Raw genomic sequence first — 24,859 nt, 5'->3', positions numbered from 1 at the left:
ATAGATGAAAAAGAAATAATTTATTAGTGCTATTTCAAAGTTAAAATGGTATTACATCTGGTTTTTAGAAGTTAAACACCTTAAAGAAAACTATGCAGATACTTATATTAAACTCAGGGAGTTCTTCAATTAAATTTCAATTGTTTACCATGCCGGAGGCAAAGGTTATTTGCTCAGGACTGGTAGAACGTATTGGTTTAGAACAATCCAAAATCACCTATACATCCAAAAACGAATCTTTAGAAAAAGAACAAAAAATAGATACCCATAAGGATGGATTGCATTTAATAGCAAGCCTTTTGATGGATGCTAAAGCAGGAGTAATTCAATCTGCATCAGAAATACAAGCTGTAGGACATCGTGTAGTGCATGGAGGAAGTACATTTGCAAAAACAGTAGAGGTTACCGAAGAAGTAAAGGAAAAAATCAAAAAACTTTCCTCTTTGGCTCCATTGCATAACCCCGCAAATTTAGAAGGGATTATAGTAGCCGAAGAAATTTTTCCTGCAGCAAAACAAATTGCAGTTTTTGATACTGCTTTTCATCAAACTATACCTGTAGAAGCATATAAATATGCTATTCCCAATTCATTTTTAGAAGAGAATAATATAAGGGTATATGGTTTTCATGGTACCAGTCATAAATATGTTTCAGAAAAAGCGATTGAATTTTTGGGGAAAGAACAATCCAAAATAATTACCATTCACTTAGGTAATGGTTGTAGCATGACAGCGGTAAAAAATGGTAAGAGTGTGGATCATACTCTTGGTTTTGCACCTATGAATGGTTTAATTATGGGAACCCGCTGTGGAGATATTGATCCTGCCGTTATTTTTTATATGGTTAATTCTTTAGGATACTCTCTTAGTGAAGTAAATACGCTGTTACAAAAAGAAAGTGGGATGCTTGGATTAACAGGATATAGTGATTTACGGGATATAGAGTCTGAAGCTGCCAAAGGAAATTTAGATTGTCAATTAGCACTACAAATGAATGCATACCGTATCCAAAAATATATTGGGGCATATACTGCGGCTATGAACGGATTAGATGCTATTGTTTTTACCGCTGGAATTGGAGAAAATTCTAAGGTAATACGAAATCTGGTATGTAAAGATTTAGGTTTCTTTGGTATAGAATTAGACGCAGATAAAAACGATATAAGATTTAAAGATATACGGGATATTAGTCTACCTGCATCCAGAGTGAAAATTTTGGTTATTCCTACTAATGAGGAATTAGAAATCGCAAAACAATCTTTTGAATTAGTATCATAAAAGAGATTGTCTAAAAAAACAGGATTTCTGAAAAGCACAGATTACAACTTTTTAGAAATCCTGTTTTATTATTTTAAGACAGATGATAACAAAAACTGTCGTCAATTAGAGGAACATGGCATTTTTATATCTTTTATAAATGCATGTTCATAGTTATGCCCACATACAACTTCCGTTAGATTGGCAATATCCATAATCGCAGAATTCATCTCCATTAGCAAGTCGAATACAGCATTTTTTTGGTCCACCACAATAAACTCTGGGTTGAGCAGCTCCTCTTATTTCTTGTTGTTCTATTTTTGATAGTTTTTGAACCCCATTTAGATTTAAGATCTTTTTCATTTTGTATTGTATTTAAGTTAGACTTAAATTTAGTTTAAAATATTGTAAATCAGTTATGTGAAATCCTTTGAATATGTACGGGATCGTTTCATTTTTGAATTAGATATTACTTCTGTATAAAATTTAATAAAGGTTTTTAGCTATTAAACCCGTTTTATACATTAAAAAAATTATTACATCTTTGAGCTACTGCAAATACTATCGCTTCACTATCTTTTTTAATTTTATCGTAGCGATGCTATGCTAAAATTAAGAAAACACCAGTATGTATTGTATCTCAAAGCTTCATCACGAAGTTCTAATACTATTTGTATTTTGAATTTACTGTCAAAAAAATAATAGATACGGATAATCAATGTGTTATGGATGAAAGACAGAAATACAGAGTATAAATTGTGTAGTAATTTGGCTAATAAATCAAATTTTCAGCACTTTGGTTCTTTGTTAAAGATGTTCTTTTAGTTAAAAATTCCTCCGTTATTTTAAGTTTATTTTGTTATCTAATATGGATAGATATTCATAGTAAACCAACTTTATAGAAAAAAAAGCCAAAAGCAAGAAGAGAAAAAATGATTCAGGAAATGATTAAAAAAATGACAGATAGATAAAAATAAAAATTTAATAAGTCATTACTTACTACACTTTATTTAATTCTACATTTTCTATAATCCAATTTTCTTCATTTAGGCTATCCTTCATTGTAGCTCTTAATTGACTCCTAACATCTTCTTTTGCCCACTCTATTAAATCTTCTGTCGATATATCAAAATCCAGATCCGTATACTCTACCGTAAAGATTTTTTGATACCATTCTGGACCAGAACCTTTTCTTATAGAAACAGGAATAGTAAATAAATACATAAGTTGGTTATTAGATAAGATTGCTATTCAAAAATACCTATAATTCTGTTTTTTTAATTCTTGATTATTTACTAAAATTTGATTATTAATTATATTCATTATAGGTAAACCATATTTTTTTTACGTTTCTGTATTGATTTAATTATTTGATAAACACATATTTATGATTTTTTTTGTTTAATTTGAAGCTTATAGTTACTTAATCTGATGTTTTTTATTTGAAAATCTTTTAAAAAAGATGGTTTTTTCCGCATTTTTTACACTAAAAAGGAGACGAAAACACATTAAAATTAACAAAAATAGGATAGAGTTTTTTTAAAAATCTAACATTATAAAAAGCATTCCATTTTATGTTGATTTAGCTATAGCTGTGAATCTAAATCTATAAATGAAGAAGTAGGAATTAATGAACAAGAAAAATTCTAAGTTGACAAAGAAGAGATCGTTCCCCAAGGGATAGGGGTTAACAGAATCATTAATATTTTAATTATTATAGGTGTTGAGGTAGCTGCCATAGCACCTTTTATTTATATTTTTTTCCGAAAAGAATCTTCCGTAAAAATGTTTGGTTTCCCTAATAATATACGAGTTTTTCCGCTTTCAATTGGATTACCTATCTCTTTTTATTGCTTTTTTTCAAATTTTTTAGAGTCAAAAGACTATAAAAATTCTATAAGAGCAGGCAGTATCTGCCTTCTTTTTACATCTACCTTTTTATTATTTGCACATTTTGGTATCGGGACGACTTTGATGTTTTTATTATGAGGCAATGGTTGTAGCTTCCTCTTTTACTAGTTTTGATAAACTAAGAATGTAACAGAAAAGAACCCTGTAACTGGTCGTTTACGGTTCTTAGAGTTGTTAGATCAAATCGACCCGGATTAATTTTGTGTACTGCCCCCAATCTCGAAAATAAATACACCCAGAACCTCTGCTTATACTTTTTTAACCAAAATTATTTTCATTAGGAAACATATAAAAATCACTTCTTACGGATTTCCGTATATATTTATTACGGAAAAACCATAAATTCGCCTTTTGTGAAATATATTTCACAAAAAAAACAAGAGTGTCGGAAAATGAAACTTTTAATACTTAGTTTTGCAATATCATAGTATACAGAATAGTATAAAAATGATAATGATAAAAAAAACATGAAAAATATTTTTCTATTTCAAAAAATCAAAACAGGGAAACTTAAAATAAAATATTTCAATTTTAATTGTTTGATTTTAAAATAGTTGATTATTTAAAACAAAACTTAAATGAGTGAAAACACCCTTTTTTAACAATATCTATTTTTATATAAAAGGGGGTTTTTCCCTGTTTTAACTATTGTTTAACAATATGGTAAATTGTATTTTTGTCGCGTAATGGTACAATATTAAAATAGTAATAAAAAATTTTATATATACCCTTGCAAGCCCAAATGCCCCAAAATAAAACCTATATGCATATAAAACTACGCAGTAACCTTCTTGTGTATGTTAAAAAACTATCTATACCAGTCTTAGATAGTTGTATAACTATACATGATTTTTATAAAGGTATTCCTTTCAACAGTTTTGCTTTACCCTCCCATTTTAGGATGAATGTAAAACATTTTTGTATAGTCTTGTTATTTATCCCTATGCTAATATTGGGATCTACAATTCCTATAAAAAAAGAAAAAGATACACTAACTACTCCAGCAGCAGTTTCTATTTCAGAATTACCTGCAAACCAGTTTGTACAATTGCCGGAACTGGATAAAAAATTTCCGATCCAAAACTTGGTAAACAAAATTACTTCACCAGAATTTACTTTTAATACTATAAAAAGTGAATTTCCTTTGTTCTCAGAAGATGTTGAGAAAGCCAAGGCAGAGGCAAAAGCAGGTTTCAAAGAAATAGATAGTACCGGTAGGTGGATCGGTTCTTTTCGTAACGAGGATATTCAAGTACTGCCCGTTGGTATTAGCCATGAGGTAAACGGGGTAACCTACCAATTAGGGTTTGTTAAAGCAGAATTTAATACAGAATATACAGAGCTTACGGTTTTTGTAAAAGTTATTATTCCGCAGCAGGACGATAAAGGAAAACCTACAGAGCTCCTTTTTGGAGCCAATAATGTTAAACTTTCCCATCAGGGAGGTATCATAGGCGATGCCAACTTAGTATTATTAGGCGATGTATTTATACCTTTTAATGGAGGCAACTGGTTATTGATACTAAAAGGAGGGCTTAATTATAAAACCGGGGATACACAAAACAAAACATTTGTTACCATTAATTGTGATGGGGTAAAAGAAATGGGTATCGAAGGTGAAGTTCAGTTTTCCCGAAATATGATTTTACCGGTGGACCCTACCGGAAAACTATTACCAGAAACGGTTACGTATACAGGAGCAGTCAAAGAACCCATACAAATACCCAACAGGGTCACTGGTGCTTTTAGGGCTGTAGCTTCCGATTGGAACGATCTTATTGTAGAGATTAGTCTTTCTCCTTTTGTTTTAGCAAGTCAACCTGATAAATTCATGTTTTCGGTTAATCAGGCAGTTTTTGATTTTAGTGACCTTAGGACAGAAAATGTCAATTTTCCACAACACTATTATGATAATGGACTTTTACTGCCTAATGCAAATGCTTGGCGGGGCGTATATGTAGAATCTTTAAAAATAGGAATGCCCAAAGAGTTTAAAACAAAAGAGAGTGTTTCAGAAAAGAACAGGATAACTTTTGAGGCTGCCAATCTATTAATTGATACGTATGGAGTTTCCGGGTATTTTTCAGCAGAAAATATAATCCCCCTTAAATCTGGCAGGACTTCAGAGTCCAAAGCTTGGGCATATTCTGTAGATAAAATAGGGATCGAATTGGCCTCAAACCGATTAATTGGGGCGGATTTTGAGGGGCAGATACTACTTCCGATTTCAGACAAAGAAGGCAGCAATACACAAGCAGGAGCAGATGGTAAAATGGGGCTGGGATATGCTGGTATTATTTCAGAGGACGAATATGGATTGGTGGTATCGACACTAGATACATTGAGTTTTGATGTATTTAAAGCAAAAGCACAATTATTACCAAATTCTTCGGTAGAGCTAATGGTAATCGATGGTAATTTTAGGCCCAAAGCGGTTTTAAATGGTCGCATGGCAATTTCTGCCAGCCAAAAAGAATCCTTAGCAAATGAAGGGCAAACGTACACTACTGGTGAAGGGGATGAAGAAAAAAAACATACCGTGCAATTTAAAGGGATAGAATTTCAAAATCTTGTGCTTCAAACCACGTCCCCAATTATTCAGGTGGATTATTTTGGGTACAAAGATGAGGTGAAGATCGCGAACTTTCCTGTGTCCATAGGTAATATTGCTTTTATGTCCAATGAGTTTGAGGCCGGGATAGAGTTTGATTTGATGATCAACCTGATGGGCAAAAAGGACAAAGGCTTTGCAGGCGATGCCCGTTTAGGGATTTTTGGAAAGTTTCAGGAAGAAAACTATAAGCAACGATGGAAATATGAACGACTCCATCTATCCAGAATTAATATAGCAGTCAATATGGGGGCTATAGAGCTCAAAGGAGGCCTGGAACTTATGAATAATGATCCTATCTACGGGAACGGTTTTTCTGCCGAGATCGAGGGTAAGTTTGGTAAATTTGGACCCTTAACCTGTAAAGCAATTTTTGGAAAAAAAGACTTTCGATATTGGTATGTGGATGCAGCGGTACATGGGTTGAAAATACAAGTAGGTCCCATACAGATATCCGGATTTGCAGGAGGCGCATTTTATAAAATGACCAGAAGACCAAATGCAGGGCCAGATTTTTCTCCATCAGGGCTATCGTATATCCCAAGTGAAAACTCTAATTTGGGTGTAAAAGCAATGGTGTTTGGTGCTATTGGAGATGAAAGTGCAATAGCAGTTGGAGCTGGCTTTGAAATAGAATTCAACAATAAAGGAGGTGTAAACAGGTTGGGCTTTTTTGGGGAAGCTCAGGTCATGAAAGCATTCAATTTTCCAAACCCTGTGGGAAAACTTACCGACAAACTTAGCGGGATGGTGGATAGCGAACTCGTAAATGGAGTAATGGATAGCAAGACTGGAAAAACATTTTTGAATAAAGCAGATACAGAATATGATGCTGAAATTGTAGGAAAGGTTTCTATTAGTGCCAAAATGGGGATGGAATTTGATTTTGTAAACGATTCTTTTCATGCAAGTTTGGATCTTTATGTAAATGTTCCGGGAGGGATAGTCCAAGGACGGGCATCGGGAGGTCGTGCAGGATGGGGAGTCATCCATGTCTCTCCAGACGAATGGTATGTGCATTTTGGGACTCCAACAGATCGTTTGGGGCTAAAAATGGGAATAGGATCTTTTGCTATAGAAACAGGAGGGTATTTTATGATGGGTGACCGTATTCCCGGTAGCCCGCCACCACCGCCAGAAGTTGCAGAAATATTAGGTGTGGATGCAGATGAGCTGGATTATATGCGGGATCTAAATGCATTGGGCGAAGGAAGGGGGTTTGCTTTTGGGGCAGATTTTAAAATAGATACAGGGGATATGAATTTCCTGATTCTTTACGCACGTTTTCAGGCAGGGGTAGGATTTGATATTATGTTAAAAGATTATGGAGATGCCCGTTGTGTTGGAAAAGGGGATCAAATAGGTATTAATGGCTGGTATGCCAACGGGCAATCCTACGCCTATTTACAAGGAGAATTAGGGATTAATATCAAGTTGTTTTTTATTAGAAAAAAAATCCCGATTATCAAGGGAGGGGCCGCTATCTTGATGCAAGGTAAAGGACCAAACCCGTTTTGGTTTAGAGGATATGCAGGAGGGTATTATGATCTCTTGGGAGGATTGGTAAAAGGAAGTTTTCGATTTAAAATCACTATAGGAGAAGAGTGCGAACTCGATAATGCCTCTCCTTTGGGAGGAATAAAAATGATCACAGACCTTACTCCTAAAGACGGAGATGGCGATGTGGATGTTTTTGCAGCACCACAAGCAGCCTTTGCCATGCGGGTAAACGAACCCATAGTGATTCCTGAAGATGATGGGGATAAAACCTATAAGGTAATTCTGGAAAAATTCAATGTTGTAGATGCAACCGGTAAAGAAATTGTTGGATCTGTAGAGTGGGGACGTATGAATGACCGCGTCACTTTTATCTCAGAGGATATTCTACCTCCCGATACTAAACTAAAAGTTACGGCAGAAGTTAGCTTTCAGGAAAAAATAGATGGGGTTTTTAGAACCATAATGGTAGATGGTCAAAAGGCTATCGAAACAGAAGAACGTAATTTTACCACAGGTGGTGCACCAGATCATATCCCATTGCATAATATTCAATATTCGTACCCGGTAGTAGATCAGCAATTGTTTTATCCGGGAGAATACGGTACCGGTTATATACAGTTGCAACGTGGACAAGATTATTTGTTTGATACTACCCAATGGCAAAGTATAGTAAAATATATAGACGAAACAGGAGATATTCAGGAATCCGAATTTGGGTACAATACCACAGATAACAAAGTAAGCTATACACTTCCTAAAGTTGGCAAAGAAACAAAATACCTGATGTCTATTGTAAGTTCACCAAAAAGTTCCAGAGGCTCTTCTAACGGGCGTACCACTACCCAAAAGAAAGAGTATGGAAATGACAATACAGTAGAGATAAGAAAAAACCAAGCAGAAAATGTGCTAAAAGAAGGGGAAATAGAACGATTGGGCTATGAGTTTAAGTCCAGTAAACACAAAACCTTTGCACATAAAATAAATGCTATTTCTTTTACGGATTACAGTATTGGCAAGATTAATTCGGATGTTATTTTCTTGTTTAACCGGGCTTCAAATTATGAAGGTTTTGATTTGGTGGAATTACAAGGCAATCCATATTCAGAAGATAAAGCCTTAGTAACCCGGGAAGCACTTTTAACAGACACTTATTTTAAAGAAGATATCAACCCAATACTATATAATACCTATCCTGTTGCAGGAAAATACCAAATAACAAGAAGGGAAACGGACATATTGGGAGTGCCCCCAAAAAGAGCATTGCCTATAGAGATAGATTATATTATAAGTTTAGAGAATGATGTGAAAAGAAACATGATAGAAACCCATTTTCCATACCGGTATAATTTGGCAAGAATTTATAAAGAAGACTTTGTAGACCTAAGAGATCAGGTATATAGTGATTTCACAAAAGGGATAATAAATAGCCAACATCCGGCTATGTCATTGACCAATGCAGCATATTACTTTATGAGATATGGTAAATATAAAATCAGATTGAGCTATATCTTACCGGGTGGAATAAAAGGGACCGAGGCTACAATTGATTTCAAAAACCCATTAAAATTTAGATAATGCGCACCTGTTTATTTTTAATACTTGCATATTTGTTTTTGGTTAGCGGGAGCCTTTATTCGCAAGATGTGGCTGAGGATATCCCGTCTGTTAAAGTTATTGCCAGAATAAGCTCCAGCCAAGTTACATTACGTTGGGCGGTAACAAGCCCATCGGCATGGTTAAAGGCAAATACTTATGGGTATATTATAGAGCGGTTTACCATAAAAAGGGACGGGAAACAATTGGATACAGCCGAAAAGAAAGTGGTAACACCTAGCCCGATCCTGCCAAGACCAATAGCCGAATGGGAAAGTATTGTGCAAGAAAACGATTATGCAGCCATTCTTGCTCAGGCATTATACGGAGAGAGTTTTGAGGTAGAAGAAATGCAAGGGGGATTAGCACAGATTATCAATAAATCCAAAGAAATAGAACAACGTTTTTCTTTTGCCCTATTTGCTGCGGACCTTAATTTTGAAGCAGCAAAACTAGCAGGACTAGGCTATGTCGATACCGATGTTAAAGAAAATGAAGATTATTTTTATACAGTAAAAACGGCAATCCCTACCGATTTGTTACCTGTTAAAGAAGGGAGCGTGTTTGTTGAAACCAGTAAAAGAGAAGAGCTGCCACAACCCATAGATCTTATTGCTATAGGAGACGATAAAAGTATATTGCTCACCTGGGAATATGAAATGTTTAAAACCGTATTCACTTCCTATTATCTGGAGCGTTCAGAAAACGGTACAGATTTTACCCGTTTAGGGGATACCCCATTGGTAAACCTGAATGATAAGCCCGAAAGCCCATCCAAACGCATGTTTTATGTAGATACCTTATCTCAAAATGATAAAACATATTATTACAGGGTAAAAGGAATTTCTCCTTTTGGGGAAGAAAGTCCTGCATCCAAAATAGTATCCGCACAAGGAGTTAAAAAACTTTCTGCCGTACCTCATATTTCCAAATATAAATTTGATGAGCTAGGGAGGGTTGTCATTACATGGGAATTTCTAAAAGAAGCAGAAAAAGAAATCACGGGGTTTGAACTCAATTGGGCAGCCCAAGAAAAAGGCCCTTATAAAGTAGTAAAATCCGGAATTTTGCCGAATATACGTGAAACGGTGTACCCAGAACCAGAACCCTCTAATTATTTTAGGGTTACTGCAATAGGAAAAAATAACCAAAAAACCACTTCTTTAACTGCATTTGTGCAAACTATAGATTCGATACCCCCGGCGATGCCTGTAGGTTTAACGGGAACAATAGATACTCTGGGGATTGTAAAATTACAATGGGATGCCAATACCGAAAAGGATATGTTAGGCTATAGAGTATTTAGGGGCAATCTGGAAAAAGAGGAAGTATCACAGCTTACTGTAGGACCAATTGCGCAGACAACATTTATTGATACGGTGCAGGTAAAATCTTTAAACAGTAACGTTTTTTATCAGGTTGTAGCGGTGGACCAACGGTTTAACATGTCCGACTATTCAGAAAAGCTAAGTCTTAAAAAACCAGATGTAGTACCACCTTCCTCCCCGGTATTCTCGGGATATAAAGTAAACCAAGAAGGCGTTGTTCTTACATGGATCAATAGTAGTAGTGATGATGTTAAATATCATAAATTGTACCGTCAACTTAGTACAGAAGCCCATAAAGGCTGGCAGGTGATCCACCAAACCGATACGATAACGACCTATACCGATCCTACCGTAAAAACCGGGCAGAAATATAGGTATGCCATTTTTGCAGAAGATGAATCTGGTTTAATTTCTTTACCCTCTACCCCCATATCGTTAACAGTTCAAAAAAATAAACCAATACAAGTAATTAAAAATTTTACAGGGTTTGCAGATAGGGTTGGATATAAAATAGACCTGTCCTGGAAAACAATCGAAGATACTGTAATAGAGGTTTTAATTTATAGAAATGAAGAAGGAGAAGTACCAACATTGTGGAGGCAATTGCCCGGGGACATACAAAAGGTGGAAGATACCGGTGTAAGCCCTAACATAAAATATACCTATCAACTTAAAGCCATTTTAAAAAATAGTGGATATAGTACGATAGAAACAGTGAATATAATGTTTTAGAGTATGAAGAAAATAGTAATAATTATATGTGTTCTTTTTGCAACAGCAATCCCACATGCACAAGTAAAGTATTTGGTGAGCGCTCATGGAGATGCACACCATAGTAAAAATGCCCATTGTGCAGAAGTTGGGTTTGATATTATCCTTAGTGATGGAGATGTAAGAAACATTTATAAAAGAAGTTATGGCACAGAACCTTTTAGGATAGATTTTGATAAGGAAATATCTGTCCCGGATAATGTAACTATTCACAAGATTGTGGCATGGGCTTCCCGTCGTATTAAAAGTAGTTGTAAAGGGGATCGACCAAATAGTTCGATAGATTTCCCACTACAGTATCCTTATACTTGTTTTTATTCAACAACTGCTGATCATAGAACAGATCTGTTTGGGAATGCATTATGGTTTGCAGATATTACTATTAATGCAGAACCTTTGGTAGAAGTTTTATCTCCTGGGATCAGTGATTTTTTGCCGTTAGATCAAAAAATAAACGTAAATGCAATTTCTGGTTTTCCAGAAAGGTTAAGTGTTTATACCTGGCAATATAGTATAGATAATGCGGTAAGTTTTCAGGATGTACCTGCTGCCTTTAATGGTACATCTACTATACAGGTAAATGCCCAAGATATCCTTGGAGCTTCTGCACAATCCTATTTGGGAAAACAGATTCAATTTAGAATAAGTTCGTGTAATGATCGCAGGTATTCTGCACCCAGAACGTATACTATAGTGCCATCTGCTCCTACGTTTTCTGCTAAGCAAGAATTTTTCACCAGTTGTTATGATAGCGGGGATGGGAGTGTGCGCTTTACATTTTCAAGAGAATTGTTTCCAGGAGAAGAGTTAAGCATAGCATCCTCGGTAGGATCGCCTACCTTTCCTTCAACACCAAAGCTATCCGTATTACAAGTCAATCCCGATACCGGTAAGCGGGATAGCTATACTTTAGAAGGTTTGCTGCCAGGCGATTATGAAGCGACAGTTTTGGGGTTTTACGGAAGGTTCAATACCTATACAGAGAGTAGCGGACATTTTATGAAATTTACGATTCAAAAACCTCAGGTTGTAGAAATAGAATCTGTGGCAGGAACAAATAGTCGATGTAATGATGGAGATACTAATGAAAACAATAATAATGATGGAGAAATATTAATTACCGCAAAGGGGGGAAACCCGGGAGTGTTCCGGTACGCCTATAGAACGGTTGGGGGAACATTCTCTGCATGGGCAGATTTTAATGCAGGTGCACAACATAGGATTACCGATGTAAAGCCCGGGGATTATGAAATAAAAGTAAAGAAAGTATTAAGTGGCAGAACTGGGGAGTGTATTGCTCGTGAACTAAACAGTAGTAATGAGCCTACCTCTGTGGTTAAAATAGTACCTGTAACGATTACAGAACCCGATGCCCCATTGCAAATAGCCTATACTTTGCTTAACGAACCCAGGGCTTTTGGCTTTAAAGACGGAAGGATCAAAGCCAGGGTTTTTGGAGGAACAACATTTGGGAATGGTAGCTATCGGTTCGAGTGGAAAAATGAAGCAGGTCAAATCTTAAATACGGTACATACAGAAGTGCTTCCAGATAACCAGGGATATGCGGTTACCTTACATTCTGTTGGTGCCGGGACATATTACTTAAACGCCTGGGATGCCAAATATGGGGAAGCTACTTATCAAACAGGTTGTTTTCAGGTAAATTCAGATTATAAACTGGAGCAGCCAGATCCCTTAACAGTTACAATAAAAGTGTTTAATCCTATTTCCTGTAATATAACCAATGTGTATAGTGATGGAGTGGATTTTAATGATCCTTTGGGGATACCAGACCAGTTTCAGGATGGAGCTTTGGTAGCGCATGTAAAAGGAGGGGTAGCTTTTCCAAAAACAAATGCAAATTCGGGAGAATGCAGGGATAATTTTATGCCATATTGCTATCGGTGGAAGAAAAATGTAGGAGGAACATGGCAGGATATAGCAGTAAACGATAGCATTATTAAAAACCAAAGTGTTGGTACTTATGCATTAAATATAGAAGATAAAAACGGGATTATATTGGCTACTTACGAAGAATTTATTAGCCCGGACGGATCAAGGGAATATAGAGTGGTTACCGAAATAGATAGTACCAAATACTTACCCCAACCAGATAAATTAGAAATCTCTTTTACCAGTACTGTCGTGACTTGTTTAAGTGGTAAGGACGCGCAGGCAACAGCTATGGTAACTGGGGGCACAAAGCCATATACTTATGAGTGGAGCACAGGGGAAACTACATCTACCATTACAGACCTTATTGCAGGAACGTATTTGGTTTTTGTTACCGATGCCAAAGGGTGCCAACTAGAAGGTAGGGTGAACATAATACAACCGAATGGTTTAGAGGTTAGTCCAGTGTCTATAGTAAACCCAACCTGTTTTGAGGGGAATGATGGTAAAATTGAAGTAGGGATAACCGGGGGGAACCCTCCTTATAATTATGTATGGAATACAGGGAGTACTACAACATCTATGGATGGGTTATCCTCTGGAACCTATAGGATCGAAGTAACCGATACCAAAGGATGTAAAGCATTTTATGAAGTACAACTTACAGATCCCGACCCTATTATTGTTGCTATAGAAAAAAAACGTTCTCTTTGTGGGGATCAATCCCTTATCCTTGATATTGCAATAGAGGATCCAGGAGCTGTTTACTCTTGGTTTAGTGAAAATGGGTTTACAAGTACAGATAGTACTATAGAAATATCTAAAACAGGAATATATACAGCAACTATAACCAGTAGCCTTGGCTGTATAGGAACAGGGAGTATAGAGGTCGAAGTTTTGGATATTCCCATAGATGCTCATTTTTTAATTGCTACACAAGCTTATGCAAATCAAGAAGTAATCCTAATCAATATTAGTGAACCTATAGGAGAAACCGTAACATGGACGGTTCCTGATGGAGTTGAAATTATTTCAGAAAGTAAAGAAGAATTAGTGTTTACTATTGAAAAAGAAGGTCCTTATGACATTAACCTAAGATCCTATCAAAAGGACTGTTATCAGGATTATACAAAAACTATTCTGGTAGAACCAGCAATTCAAACTCCAGAGGTATCTTCTTCATCAGGAGATTTTATCGAAGAATTTATAGTGTTTCCTAACCCAAATGGAGGTGCATTTAAAACAAAAGTAAGTTTAGCTGAAGATGCTAATATTACCATAAAAATAATAGATCTTTTGTCAGGAGCAACAATTCATGAACGTTCAGAGAAAAATAACCGGGACTTTTTACTGGACTATTCTGTAACAGCACCGGCAGGAGTATATTTAATATTATTAGAAACCCCAAAAGGCACAGCAGTGCGCAAGTTGGTATTTGAGTAGAGGACTTTGCGAGATGGAAATAAGAAACAGAGAAGCAAAGATGTAGAGAAGCAAAGAAGCAGAGAAGCAGAGAAGCAAAGAAACAAAGATACAGAGAAGCAAAGAAGCAGAGAAGTAGAGAAGTAGAGAAGTAGAGAAGTAGAGAAGCAGAGAAGTAGAGAAGTAGAGAAACAGAGAAACAGAGAAGCAAAGAAGCAGAGAAGCAAAGAAACAAAGATACAGAGAAGCAGAGAAGCAGAGAAGCAAAGAAGTAGAGAAACAGGGAAAAACTTAGCGTCTTTGATTCTTAGATTCTTTGAAACTTTGAGTCTTTGAAATTAAAAGATCAGATAGTAATGAGCACATTTAGAGATTTAAAAATTTGGGAGAAAGCAATGGATATCGTGACAAAAGTATATAGAGATACCAATGATTTTCCAAAAGAAGAAATTTATGGACTGACTTCTCAGATAAGAAGAGCGTGTGTTTCTATACCAAGTAATATTGCCGAAGGGTATGGTAGAAAGGGTAAAAAAGAATATGTAAGATTTTTGAATATTGCTATGAGTTCACTATTCGAAGTACAAACGCAATTAGAAATTTCAAAAAATTTAAAATATAGCTAAATTAATATGAAATGGCATAAAAGATTTATAAAGGAAAAAATTGAAGTTCAAGGCAAAAAACGCAGTCATAGCAGAGCTATGACGAGTATTTTTAACGTAGAAATTCGATTTTTTACTAGAAAGATTAATGTTATTTTATGTTGATTTAGCTATATATAAGTGAAGATAAATTTGAAACTATGTATGAAGAAACAAGAGAATTAGAACGTATGCTATCCAGTTATAACAGGAAAGTAGAAAGTTCCATATAATAGCAGAATCTCAAACATCTGTGCGTCTCAGAGCCTTTGCGACTTAGATTCTTTGAACTTTTGCATCTCTGAGTCTTTGCATCTTTGAGTCTTAGATTCTTTAAACAAAAAAAATGGATAAAATAATTTACATATTAATTTCACTAGTACTTCTGGCAGGTTGCGCCAAAGAAGAAGCAGTGCCGGTTGTTGTGGATTTTGAGTTCGAAGTTTTTAACGAAGATTTCTCTATACCCGTGCAAATAGTATTTTTTAATAGAACAGAAGGAGGAGAAGATTACGAATGGAGTTTTGAAGGAGGGGTACCATCCAGATCCGTAAACCGTAATCCCGGGGTAATACAATATGACACAAAAGGAGTATATAAAATAGAACTTACCGCAAGTAACCAGGATGGATCCAGGGACACAAAGGTTATAGAAATACAGATAGACGATCCGGTAGTAATAGATTTTGAAGTTACCAATCTGGTAGATAATTTTTCTCCCGCTAGGTATGTTATACAAAACAACTCCTCTGGGGTAGATACTTTTTCATGGACTTTTGAAGGGGGTACACCAGCTACATCTTTGGTTAAAGACCCGGGGGAAGTAACTTTTATAGAACCGGGAGAACACAAAATCACTTTAGAAATAAGTAATGGCAGGGAAACGTATGATCTGCAAAAAACAGTTACGGTAGCTCCTCTTTTAGTATCTGATTTTGAGTATATCATTGCTTTTGAAGATGATGATTATCAAGTGCCAGCGCGTATACAGTTTAAAAACACATCCATTAGTGCCACAGGGTATCAATGGGATTTTGAAGGAGCTTCCACATTAACCTCTACAGAAGAGAACCCAGAAATTGTTTTTACACAAGAAGGAAAACATTCGATCATTCTAACCGCATTTAATGGTAAAGAAACAAAGGTAATGCGTAAGGAAATAGAGTTTTTTAAAAATACCAATTTAAGAGAAATAAAAGATATAAAATTAGGAATAAACACTGCGCATAGCTCTAATACCCTGGGTGCTTTTTATAGTGTTGTAGACCGTAAAGTATATACAGGTCAAGAAGTAACCCCAGAAATAGAACAACGTATCGACCTTGTTTTTTTTGGACTAAGCAGTACGTTTAGCCGTAATAGATTTGTAAGCCCACACAAAATTTCCGAAACTACTTTTGATGTGTTTCAGAATCCTAAAAGCACTATTTTTATCAATTCGCAAGAGCTATGTGGTTGTGCGGCATCTTTATCGGTTTCGCAATACGATATGATACAAGATGACGCATTATTAAAGACTTTAACGATACAAGAAACCCCGGGGGGATTACAGGATTTTGATAACACGATACAACCAAGAATCGTTCTTTTTCAGACCCAAGAAGGAAAAAAGGGAGCGATTAAAATCAAGGATTTTGTAAACGACGGACAAAACTCGTATATACTAGTAGATATAAAAATTCAAAAACAATAAATTATTTAATAACTAATAAAAAAAATGATTAAAATAAAAACATCCAGTAAACAACTTTTTAAAATTCCTGTTCTAATGGCTTTTATGGCATCCTTTTTATTCTCTTGCTCAAGTGATAGTGGTGATACAGATATCCCACCTTTTCAAGGAGATATAGAAATAAAACAAGTTATGGCAAATAAAGTTACGATTAGATTAAATGGGTCGACCACTAGTGGTATTTCTTATGGTGTTAGAGAAGAAGGGGAAAGTGCATACATAAAAACACCTACTTCTTTAGGAGAGGTAGTAATAAATGATCTTCTTCCTGCAACAAAATACGAGTTAACCCTTTTTGCTAATGAAGTCCCTGATTTTACTTATAAGGTTATAAAATTTACAACGCCGCCATTTAATACTATTGAAGATAAAAATTCAAAAATACCTAATAGGGTATTTAATTACTATTCTGAAAAAGGTTTTAAACATAGTCTAAGGCCAGATGTTTTTAATGAAAATGCCAATATAAAGTTCTTTTTTATTGATCAGGAAGATTCAAACAAAACAATTGAACTTACATATACTTATGCTAATGGATTGATCAATTTTACTGTTCCCGAAAATAGCATTTCTAGCGAACCATATCAAGAAGTAAAAGGCTATTATTTAGGGTACAAACTAGGAAATGAAAACATTGAAAAATTAAATTATGAAAATGACTTAAATGCTTTTATAACTTTTGCTGTATTTAATCCTGATCCTAAAATAACCGGTGTTAACTATATTAAAGAGGATAGGTGTTCGGGAAAGAAGGAATATAGACTTAATTTTTCTGGATATTTTTTCAGTAATTTATTCGAAGATCGTTATAATTACTATTTCGATACCTCTACAATTTTTATTACCAGACTTGATGATCAAAGCGAAATCGTATTACAAGAAAAAAGTATAGATTGTATTACTTACTACAGAAGTGTAAATTCTAATATTGTATCTCCTTTTGGGTTGAATTATCTGCATATAGTTAAAACAATTGAGTTACATTATCCAGATATTGATGCAAGTGGGGTTAAATTTACTAAAGGGGATTACAAAATGAAAATAACCTTTTCTAGCAATGAGGTAAACAATTTTTATGAAACCAATACTTTTCTGTTTACTCTTCCATAAAAAAATGTAGATGATTAAAATAACCAAATACTACTTTTTATTAACCATACTTCTGTTCTCTATTGGGGGATATGGACAACTTTTTCCGGTTAATATTACCCCACAGGTCATCCCGCCGTATAGCCTAAAGTTATCGGAGTACAGTACATCGGTATCCGATAAGCTTATCCTTAATACATTGCTTATAGACATAACAGAATCTAATTTACCAGTACGTTTTAAGCTTTATATCGAGAATAACGCAGGATTATCCATACAAAGTACAGAGGTGGTTATTGGTGCAAATCCTATTTTTTTGGATGGTGGTGTTCCGGTTCGATTAAGTAATTTGGATTTACAGCCTTATTTTGCACTTCAGAACCTAAAAGGGATTACCCCACAACAATATAGTGTTCCTTTACCCGAAGGATTATATCGTTTTTGTTTTGAGGCATACGATGCCCAATCAGGACGACGGGTTTCCCGCAAGAGTTGCGCTACTGTATATCTGGTACTTAATGATCCCCCATTTCTAAATATTCCAAATCGTGGAGAACAAGTATCTATGCGGGATCCACAAAATATTATTTTTCAGTGGACCCCACGACATTTGAATGCTACCAATGTAGAATATGAATTTACCTTAGCAGAACTTTGGGATGACCAAATGGACCCACAAGCTGCTTTTTTGGCAAGCAGACCTATATATCAAACCACAACCTATGCCACTACCTTACTATACGGTCCGGCAGAAACTCCTTTACTGCCCGATAAAAAGTATGCTTGGCGGGTACGCGCTATGGTAAATGATGGTATTAGTGAAACTTCGGTATTTAAGAACAATGGTTATAGTGAGATTTACCATTTTACCTATGCCGATAATTGTGTAGAGCCCGGGTATGTATTAGCAGAAGCAATAGGAACAACAAAAGAAAAGATTCTTTGGCAAGGAGTGGACCATTTACGATATACCATACAATATCGCAAAAAAGATGTGGAAAATGCTGTATGGTTTGATACTGGTACAGTAAATCAATACACGACCATTCATAACCTAAAGCCAGGAACAACTTATGAGTTTAGGGTAGGAGGACAATGTTTGGATAATGGAGCCTTTACCTACTCCCAGATTTATGAGTTTACGACAATGGTAACACCAAGTGAGTCCGTAACCTATAATTGCGGGATTACCCCAGAGTTGGTGATAGTAAATAAAAACCCTTTAGAGACTTTAGTAATTAATGATGTGTTTACTGCGGGGGATTTTCCTGTAACCGTAAAAGAAGTCGAAGGGGCTAACGGATATTTTTCTGGTTGGGGATATATTGTAGTACCATATTTGCAGGATACCAAGCTTAAAGTAAGTTTTAACAACATACAGATTAACACCGATTATCAATTAACCAGTGGTATTGTAATTACAGATTATGATGAGAATTGGGGAGGTGTAGATGATATAGGGAATGAGCTGGATGTGTTGCAGGATCTAATTGTTTTAAGTACTCAGGCAATTACAGTAATCAAAGAAGAGCTGGATAATGTGGTAGCAATCGTTAAAGATAATCTAGATACCAATCAGCAGACCAGACTTACCCAAGAGTATTTTCAAGAGATAATTGATGATCCCAATAATGGGTTAACAAAAGAGGATAGGGACAAACTACAGGAGTTTGTGGACGATAAAGACAAGGTAAAGCAGATCGTTGAAAAGGCAAAAGAAGACTTTGCAAGTGGAAAGAATGATGCTATAATTAAAGAAAATTTCACTTCTAATTTTAAGGATACTCAAAATGCAGAGATATCGGCTGAAACTTTCTTTACCATAGTAGAGCAATTTGAGCCTAACAATAACCCAAATTCAAATACCATTGTTTATCTGTCCCCTGCAGGAATACCTATAACATTGCCTAAAAATGCAATCCCAAGGTTTTTGCAAAACAATACTTTAAAAGTAGCAAAAGGGGTGTTAAGTGGGTTTACTTTAGATAACAAAATTTATAACGGGTATTTTGCCAAAGGGGTTTTTAAAGGGTATAAACTAGAAAAAGGCGGGGAACCGTATGAGTTTCCTGCCATTACTACCTCTGGAAACATTAAAGTAGTTATTGGCTTAAAAACACCGTATTTACAATGCGATGTGATTTTTCTGGAAGGAGAATATTCCTCCTCTTCTGTAAATAAAACAGGAACAGGAAATTTACTTGTAGAAACCCAAATTACATTTATAGGTCAATCAAAAGGGCTGTCAGAACTTTCTGCCAGTTATTCTACCTGCTTGCCAAACGTTAGTAAAGTTTCATTTGACAAGTACGTTTTAGGGTATTACAACTATTTTGATAAGGGAGGGTTTTTAAGAATTGTCGCTAATGATTCGGGAGGGATTAGCTATATATATGCTATATCTAATACCGAAGGTGGGGCAGATTTTTATCAATACAACCCAAAATCAGGAAAATGGTATGTTTTTACAAAACCTCCTGTAGATTGTTTATCCTGTGATCTTAATAAAATGTTTGCCGCATTATATGATCCTTCGGCTATTGGGCATTTTGTGTTGGATACCGCAGGGATGATACCCTTGTTTGGAGAAGCTTTTGATGCCATTAACGGGGTTTGGTATTTAATAGAAGGCGATGGCACAAACGCAGTAATTTCTTTTGCTTCTACCATACCTTTGGTATATGCTACCTCGGCTAAGTATATAGGAAAAATAGTAAAACTTGCTGATGGTTCGTATACAATGATTAAATTTGGGGATCAGGCGAGCAAGCAGTTTTTAGAAAATGTAAAACGTATTGATCTCGATGCCGATGGATTAAAAGTTCTTAACAAGGATCTGGCAAATAAAGAGTTTGCAGAAGCGATTATCAGGAATCCAGACTTGGTTGATGCGTGGAAAATCCTTGATGATGCAGGAGTGGATGATGTACTAAGAAGAAATGTTGATGAACTAGAACTTGTTGGCAAGAATATTGATGAAATTAAAAAAGCTGGAGGATATAAAGCTTGGAAAGATATCAATAACGCGGGGGGTTGGAAAATTACACAAAAAATTAAGAATAAATATCCAAATGAAGCATTACCAAAAGATGGAGAACTTTGGGGAATAGCAAAAATTGAAAATGGGTTGATAAATCCTATAGGAAATAAAGGAAAAACATTTAATGAAGTAGACTTTGTAATTACAATAAAAGGTGAGTTAAAGATTGGTAAAAAACATCACTTTTTAGGAAATGCAAGTGATGTTGAAGCCGCTGGAACTTTGAAAGTTGTAAATGGTAAAGTGAAGAAAATATCAAATGCATCTGGACATTATTTTCCATCAATACCAGAAGCAGAAAAATTTCCTCAAATATTTCGTCAACTTGGAATTGATACTAAAAACGCCTCTTTGGAAATCTTATATGAAGATAATCTTGGAAATGTAAAAACAATTATTAAATTTTTGCAAGAATGACAAACGAAGAAATATCGCATAAACTTCATAGTGAATTAGGTGAGATAAATAGACATACTGTTAAAAAAGAGCATTTTGATTTATTGAATAATTTAGATGATGGGCATAGTTTTTTATTGTTTAACTTAAAGAAGTATCAGTCTAGATATATTATTGGATTATTATTAACATTCCCAATACTTTGGATTAATTTCTCTAATCAAGATTGGATTTCATTAATTCAAAGTAATTTTCCTAGAAAAAAAAGAATGAGAGAAGAACATTTTAAATTAATCAATATTGATGGTGAATTTACAGATTTAATATTTCTACAACGTTATTTGAAAATTAATCCAATATATATTTTATTAAACTTTATAAAATTAGAGAGTGAAGAATTAAATAATTGTATTGAATTTGTAAAAATATATGGAGACAAATTCTTTATTAGTGATTTTGAATTAAAGGAAGATTTAAAAGATTTTTATAACATAGGTAAAAACGAATTAGATTTGTATTCTTTAAAATTAATTAATCAAGGTTTTACTAAAGGTTTTGATACTAGGGAAAAATTTGAAGAATATCTAAATAATATTTGAGGTAGATGTAAAAGACATCAATAACGCTGGGGGTAGTTTGCTGGCAAAGATTGATGATCTTGATTTAACTACATTAGCTAAGAAATTAGATGATTTAGGAGATGTAACTACAGCTAAATTTCTAGATGATTTTGGAGAAATATCGTCAGATGGGTTGAAAATTCTGGATAAAAAACCTAATTTGATTGACCATTGGAAAAAACATAAACAATATTTTTTAGATAAAGAGTACAGTGCTCCTAATGACTTAGATATTGATCAAATATACAATTCATTATCAGAAGGTAGTAAGAAAGAAATGGTTAAAAGAGTGAACGAAGCTTTACCACCTTTTAAAGATGGTAGTTTTGTTATTTCTGGAGGTTACCATTCTAAACTTGATGATTTTGTAATTAAAAATAATATCCCCAAAGTTGATGGTATTAAAAATGAAGAAAAATTTAAAAAATTAGTAGAGGATTTAGAACCAGAATTACAAGAGCATATCGAATATTTAGATTTTATAAGGGAAGATTATAAAGCACATAAAGCTTTAGATCAGACTTCAAAAAAAGGTGTTTTTAATAAATTATTAAATATCGCTAAAGGAAAAGAAAACAAATTAATTCAAGCTGGTAAACCAGGTTCTCACGCAGAAGTACAGGTTGTAAATGAGATTATAAAAAAACTTAGACAAAAAGGAGAGCAAATTAACTTAGAGGAAATATTTTTATATGTAAAAAATAAAAGTAATCGTAATATGTGCCGATGTCCTAACTGTTTTTATATTTTAAAGGATAAGGTTAAAATGATAGGAAATGAGTAGTTCTAATGTGAATATTTCAGGACATAATTTTGAGTTCAATAATGAACTTGATTTATGGCAGGGTTTTGTAAATGATTATAAAATATATTTTGATAAAGATTTTAAAATAGAGTATGTAGAAAAGTTTATTGAAAGAATTAAAGATGATAAAATAGATATAATTAATTTGTCAAATTATGCAATTCCACTTTTGAAATCCCTTTCAGCTTTTTTTGATTACAATAACTGTAATTTTAAAATTGAATATGTTAAGCATAATGGATATAATGATTTTGAAATCGGTCACTCTATGGACTGTTCAAATCATATGGATACAGATGGGAAATGGATTATTTTGTTTGAAGAATTTCAATTTGTAGGAGTGAAAAGAGAACAGTTTTAATTTAAATCTTAGTGAATTAGTTGATAGCTATTAGTTAGTTTTAAAATATATCATTCTAACAATTTTGAATGCTATGAGCTATATAGTTAATGTAGCGAATAAACTAATTATTGGTGTAAGAAGAGTACGAATTTAGATAAAATTTAAATTTTAGTAAAAGGTAAACTAAGCTCAATTAAGAATATGCAAAGATGCACTTGTTGTTTTCATATAACTCAAGGAGTAAAAGTTTTAGGAGGGAAATAGGAAATGAAAGATAAATTTTATTATTCAGATTCAAGCAACTCTTTTATTGGAGAGATTGAGTTGCAAAATAAGACCATAGAATTTGAAATCAAATTAAAAGAATCAGAATTAAATTGGATTGATGCTGAGAGTTTTATATCTAGTTTAAATGACGATTATCTTCCTAAGATTATAGATACTTCTTCTAAACTGTTGTTAGAATTTATAAAATTAGTGCAGTTTGGTGTTAGTGAACCTTTTAATGATTATAAGTTTAAGCTAGAAGCTATCGCTTATTATGGAAAAGTTGATAATCGTATTTTCTCAGAAACAGTTGATAGCTTTGAATTGGTTTTTAAATTATATCATTCCGACTACCTAGAATGTTATGATCCCTATGGTGATTATATCGTCAAAATAGACAATAGACTAATTACAGGTATAAGAAGAGAACAGATTTAAACTATTTATTCTCACTCCTGCTAGCGCGAGCGTCTCGCTCGTGACGGTAAGAGAGCATCATTTATAAATAGCCAATTGTTCAACATTGGTAGAAAGATTTAATAAGCATATGAATGAAAAACAAGCTATTGAAAATCAACACGAATTATCACAAAAAGTAATTAAGAAAGACCAGTTTGGGGATGTAGAGTATTTAGCAGGAGTAGATGTTGCTTATGAAAAAGATGGTGATATGGTAATTGCAGCTATTACTATTTTAGATGCTAATACATTAGAATTACTAGAAACCGTCACTCATGTAGAGAAAGTATTTTTCCCATATATTCCTGGTTTGTTTTCCTTTAGAGAACTACCACCTGTTTTAAAAGCTTATCAAAAGTTGCAGATTACACCAGATTTAATTATTTGTGATGGCCAAGGATATGCGCATCCTCGTAGATTTGGGTTGGCATGCCATTTAGGAATAGAGTTAAATGTACCAACAATAGGATGTGCCAAAACACGATTAATAGGAGAATATAGTATTCCAGAATTAAAAAGAGGTAGTTTTTCTAATTTGATAGATAATGATGAGATTGTAGGAAGAGTATTACGTACTCAGGATGGTATCAAGCCTGTTTTTGTTTCTATTGGACATCTAATCAGCATAGAAACTGCTAGTGATTGGGTTATAAAAGCATCTCCAGAATATAGGCTTCCAGAAACAACTAGAAGCTCAGATCATGCTGTTAAGATCGCTATGAAAGAATTAAAGAGTAATCTATAAATGAGAAAATTCAATTTGTATATATACATGAAACAAATCTGTTTGTTAATACTATTACCTCTAGCTCCGCAAAGCCTCCTGACTTTGCCGAACAAACAAAAACGAAAATTTAGAATAATACTAAAAACCTACAACCCGCGCCTATCTTCTTATAATGAAACTATATTCATTTTTATAGTGTGTAATCACTTATGGTAACAGCAGAAAACATATCCTATTGAGAAAACTATTACTCCCATTTATACTATTGCCTTTTATATCCTTCGCGCAAACGCTGGACTATGAGTCTATAACCAAAAGCAAACCTTTTACAGTAAACGGTCAGGTTTCTGCTAGTGGTATCTACTATAGCTCCAATCAAAATAAAAGCAGAGAGCCGTATACCTATTTTTTACAAGGCGCACTTAACATAAACATTTACAGTTTTTCCTTAC

The 24,859-nt window shown here is 34.4% G+C and carries 15 protein-coding genes and 1 pseudogene; 14 read left to right on the top strand and 2 right to left on the bottom strand.

The features are described from left to right. Positions 1 to 92: 92 nt before the first annotated feature. Complete coding sequence (locus ACZIYX_RS21120) at positions 93 to 1,277, top strand: acetate/propionate family kinase (RefSeq protein WP_462684245.1); 1,185 nt, start codon at positions 93 to 95, stop codon at positions 1,275 to 1,277. 153 nt (positions 1,278 to 1,430) lie between these two features. On the opposite strand, the gene ACZIYX_RS21115 is transcribed toward ACZIYX_RS21120, so the two are convergent. Continuing rightward, a complete protein-coding gene (locus ACZIYX_RS21115) occupies positions 1,431 to 1,619 on the bottom strand; it encodes a hypothetical protein (protein ID WP_462684244.1) in 189 nt (62 codons plus the stop codon). A gap of 636 nt (positions 1,620 to 2,255) precedes the next feature. Beyond that, positions 2,256 to 2,480 (bottom strand): hypothetical protein, encoded by a 225-nt coding sequence (locus tag ACZIYX_RS21110; RefSeq protein WP_462684243.1) that lies wholly within the window; start codon positions 2,478 to 2,480, stop codon positions 2,256 to 2,258. A 1,450-nt stretch (positions 2,481 to 3,930) separates the two neighbouring features. On the opposite strand from ACZIYX_RS21110, the gene ACZIYX_RS21105 reads away from it, so the two are divergent. The 13 genes and pseudogenes from ACZIYX_RS21105 to ACZIYX_RS21045 all read left to right on the top strand — a co-directional run. Beyond that, positions 3,931 to 8,853, top strand: a complete 4,923-nt coding sequence (locus tag ACZIYX_RS21105) for a hypothetical protein (protein ID WP_462684242.1) — start codon at positions 3,931 to 3,933, stop codon at positions 8,851 to 8,853. Next, complete coding sequence (locus ACZIYX_RS21100) at positions 8,853 to 10,931, top strand: fibronectin type III domain-containing protein (protein ID WP_462684241.1); 2,079 nt, start codon at positions 8,853 to 8,855, stop codon at positions 10,929 to 10,931. The genes ACZIYX_RS21105 and ACZIYX_RS21100 overlap by 1 nt, the downstream gene beginning before the upstream one ends. A gap of 3 nt (positions 10,932 to 10,934) precedes the next feature. Continuing rightward, positions 10,935 to 14,306 carry a T9SS type A sorting domain-containing protein gene (locus ACZIYX_RS21095; protein ID WP_462684240.1) on the top strand — a complete coding sequence of 1,124 codons (3,372 nt, stop codon included), beginning with the start codon at positions 10,935 to 10,937 and terminating at the stop codon, positions 14,304 to 14,306. Between the two features lie 335 nt (positions 14,307 to 14,641). Next, the gene (locus ACZIYX_RS21090) at positions 14,642 to 14,911 is read left to right on the top strand and encodes a four helix bundle protein (RefSeq protein ID WP_462684239.1); all 270 of its coding nucleotides are present in this window, start codon (positions 14,642 to 14,644) and stop codon (positions 14,909 to 14,911) included. Between the two features lie 364 nt (positions 14,912 to 15,275). Further along, complete coding sequence (locus ACZIYX_RS21085; protein ID WP_462684238.1) at positions 15,276 to 16,622, top strand: PKD domain-containing protein; 1,347 nt, start codon at positions 15,276 to 15,278, stop codon at positions 16,620 to 16,622. 24 nt (positions 16,623 to 16,646) lie between these two features. Beyond that, a complete protein-coding gene (locus ACZIYX_RS21080) occupies positions 16,647 to 17,771 on the top strand; it encodes a hypothetical protein (RefSeq protein ID WP_462684237.1) in 1,125 nt (374 codons plus the stop codon). Positions 17,772 to 17,781: 10 nt separating this feature from the next. After that, positions 17,782 to 21,207, top strand: coding sequence for a hypothetical protein (locus ACZIYX_RS21075; protein WP_462684236.1), 3,426 nt, complete (start codon positions 17,782 to 17,784; stop codon positions 21,205 to 21,207). Beyond that, entirely contained in the window at positions 21,204 to 21,785 is a 582-nt protein-coding gene (locus tag ACZIYX_RS21070; protein WP_462684235.1) for a hypothetical protein, read from the top strand. Before ACZIYX_RS21075 ends, ACZIYX_RS21070 begins: the two co-directional genes overlap by 4 nt. A 37-nt stretch (positions 21,786 to 21,822) precedes the next feature. Next, the gene (locus ACZIYX_RS21065; RefSeq protein ID WP_462684234.1) at positions 21,823 to 22,590 is read left to right on the top strand and encodes a hypothetical protein; all 768 of its coding nucleotides are present in this window, start codon (positions 21,823 to 21,825) and stop codon (positions 22,588 to 22,590) included. Beyond that, entirely contained in the window at positions 22,583 to 22,972 is a 390-nt protein-coding gene (locus tag ACZIYX_RS21060) for a hypothetical protein (protein WP_462684233.1), read from the top strand. The genes ACZIYX_RS21065 and ACZIYX_RS21060 overlap by 8 nt, the downstream gene beginning before the upstream one ends. A 249-nt stretch (positions 22,973 to 23,221) precedes the next feature. Beyond that, complete coding sequence (locus tag ACZIYX_RS21055; protein ID WP_462684232.1) at positions 23,222 to 23,659, top strand: hypothetical protein; 438 nt, start codon at positions 23,222 to 23,224, stop codon at positions 23,657 to 23,659. A gap of 109 nt (positions 23,660 to 23,768) precedes the next feature. Next, complete coding sequence (nfi, locus tag ACZIYX_RS21050) at positions 23,769 to 24,425, top strand: deoxyribonuclease V (protein WP_462684231.1); 657 nt, start codon at positions 23,769 to 23,771, stop codon at positions 24,423 to 24,425. Between the two features lie 217 nt (positions 24,426 to 24,642). Next, positions 24,643 to 24,859, top strand: a pseudogene (locus ACZIYX_RS21045) (hypothetical protein); the annotation flags it as partial.

This window comes from Aquimarina sp. (genome assembly GCF_977115655.1).
Note: the sequence above shows the minus strand (reverse complement) of the source record. Positions and strands in the feature narration are given on the sequence as shown.

Excerpts from the sequence above, each read along its gene's own strand:
- ACZIYX_RS21120 (WP_462684245.1), top strand. The coding sequence starts at position 93 with ATGCAGATACTTATATTAAACTCAGGGAGTTCTTCAATTAAATTTCAA.
- ACZIYX_RS21115 (WP_462684244.1), bottom strand. The coding sequence starts at position 1,619 with ATGAAAAAGATCTTAAATCTAAATGGGGTTCAAAAACTATCAAAAATA.
- ACZIYX_RS21110 (WP_462684243.1), bottom strand. The coding sequence starts at position 2,480 with ATGTATTTATTTACTATTCCTGTTTCTATAAGAAAAGGTTCTGGTCCA.
- ACZIYX_RS21105 (WP_462684242.1), top strand. The coding sequence starts at position 3,931 with ATGCATATAAAACTACGCAGTAACCTTCTTGTGTATGTTAAAAAACTA.
- ACZIYX_RS21100 (WP_462684241.1), top strand. The coding sequence starts at position 8,853 with ATGCGCACCTGTTTATTTTTAATACTTGCATATTTGTTTTTGGTTAGC.
- ACZIYX_RS21095 (WP_462684240.1), top strand. The coding sequence starts at position 10,935 with ATGAAGAAAATAGTAATAATTATATGTGTTCTTTTTGCAACAGCAATC.
- ACZIYX_RS21090 (WP_462684239.1), top strand. The coding sequence starts at position 14,642 with ATGAGCACATTTAGAGATTTAAAAATTTGGGAGAAAGCAATGGATATC.
- ACZIYX_RS21085 (WP_462684238.1), top strand. The coding sequence starts at position 15,276 with ATGGATAAAATAATTTACATATTAATTTCACTAGTACTTCTGGCAGGT.
- ACZIYX_RS21080 (WP_462684237.1), top strand. The coding sequence starts at position 16,647 with ATGATTAAAATAAAAACATCCAGTAAACAACTTTTTAAAATTCCTGTT.
- ACZIYX_RS21075 (WP_462684236.1), top strand. The coding sequence starts at position 17,782 with ATGATTAAAATAACCAAATACTACTTTTTATTAACCATACTTCTGTTC.
- ACZIYX_RS21070 (WP_462684235.1), top strand. The coding sequence starts at position 21,204 with ATGACAAACGAAGAAATATCGCATAAACTTCATAGTGAATTAGGTGAG.
- ACZIYX_RS21060 (WP_462684233.1), top strand. The coding sequence starts at position 22,583 with ATGAGTAGTTCTAATGTGAATATTTCAGGACATAATTTTGAGTTCAAT.
- ACZIYX_RS21055 (WP_462684232.1), top strand. The coding sequence starts at position 23,222 with ATGAAAGATAAATTTTATTATTCAGATTCAAGCAACTCTTTTATTGGA.
- nfi (WP_462684231.1), top strand. The coding sequence starts at position 23,769 with ATGAATGAAAAACAAGCTATTGAAAATCAACACGAATTATCACAAAAA.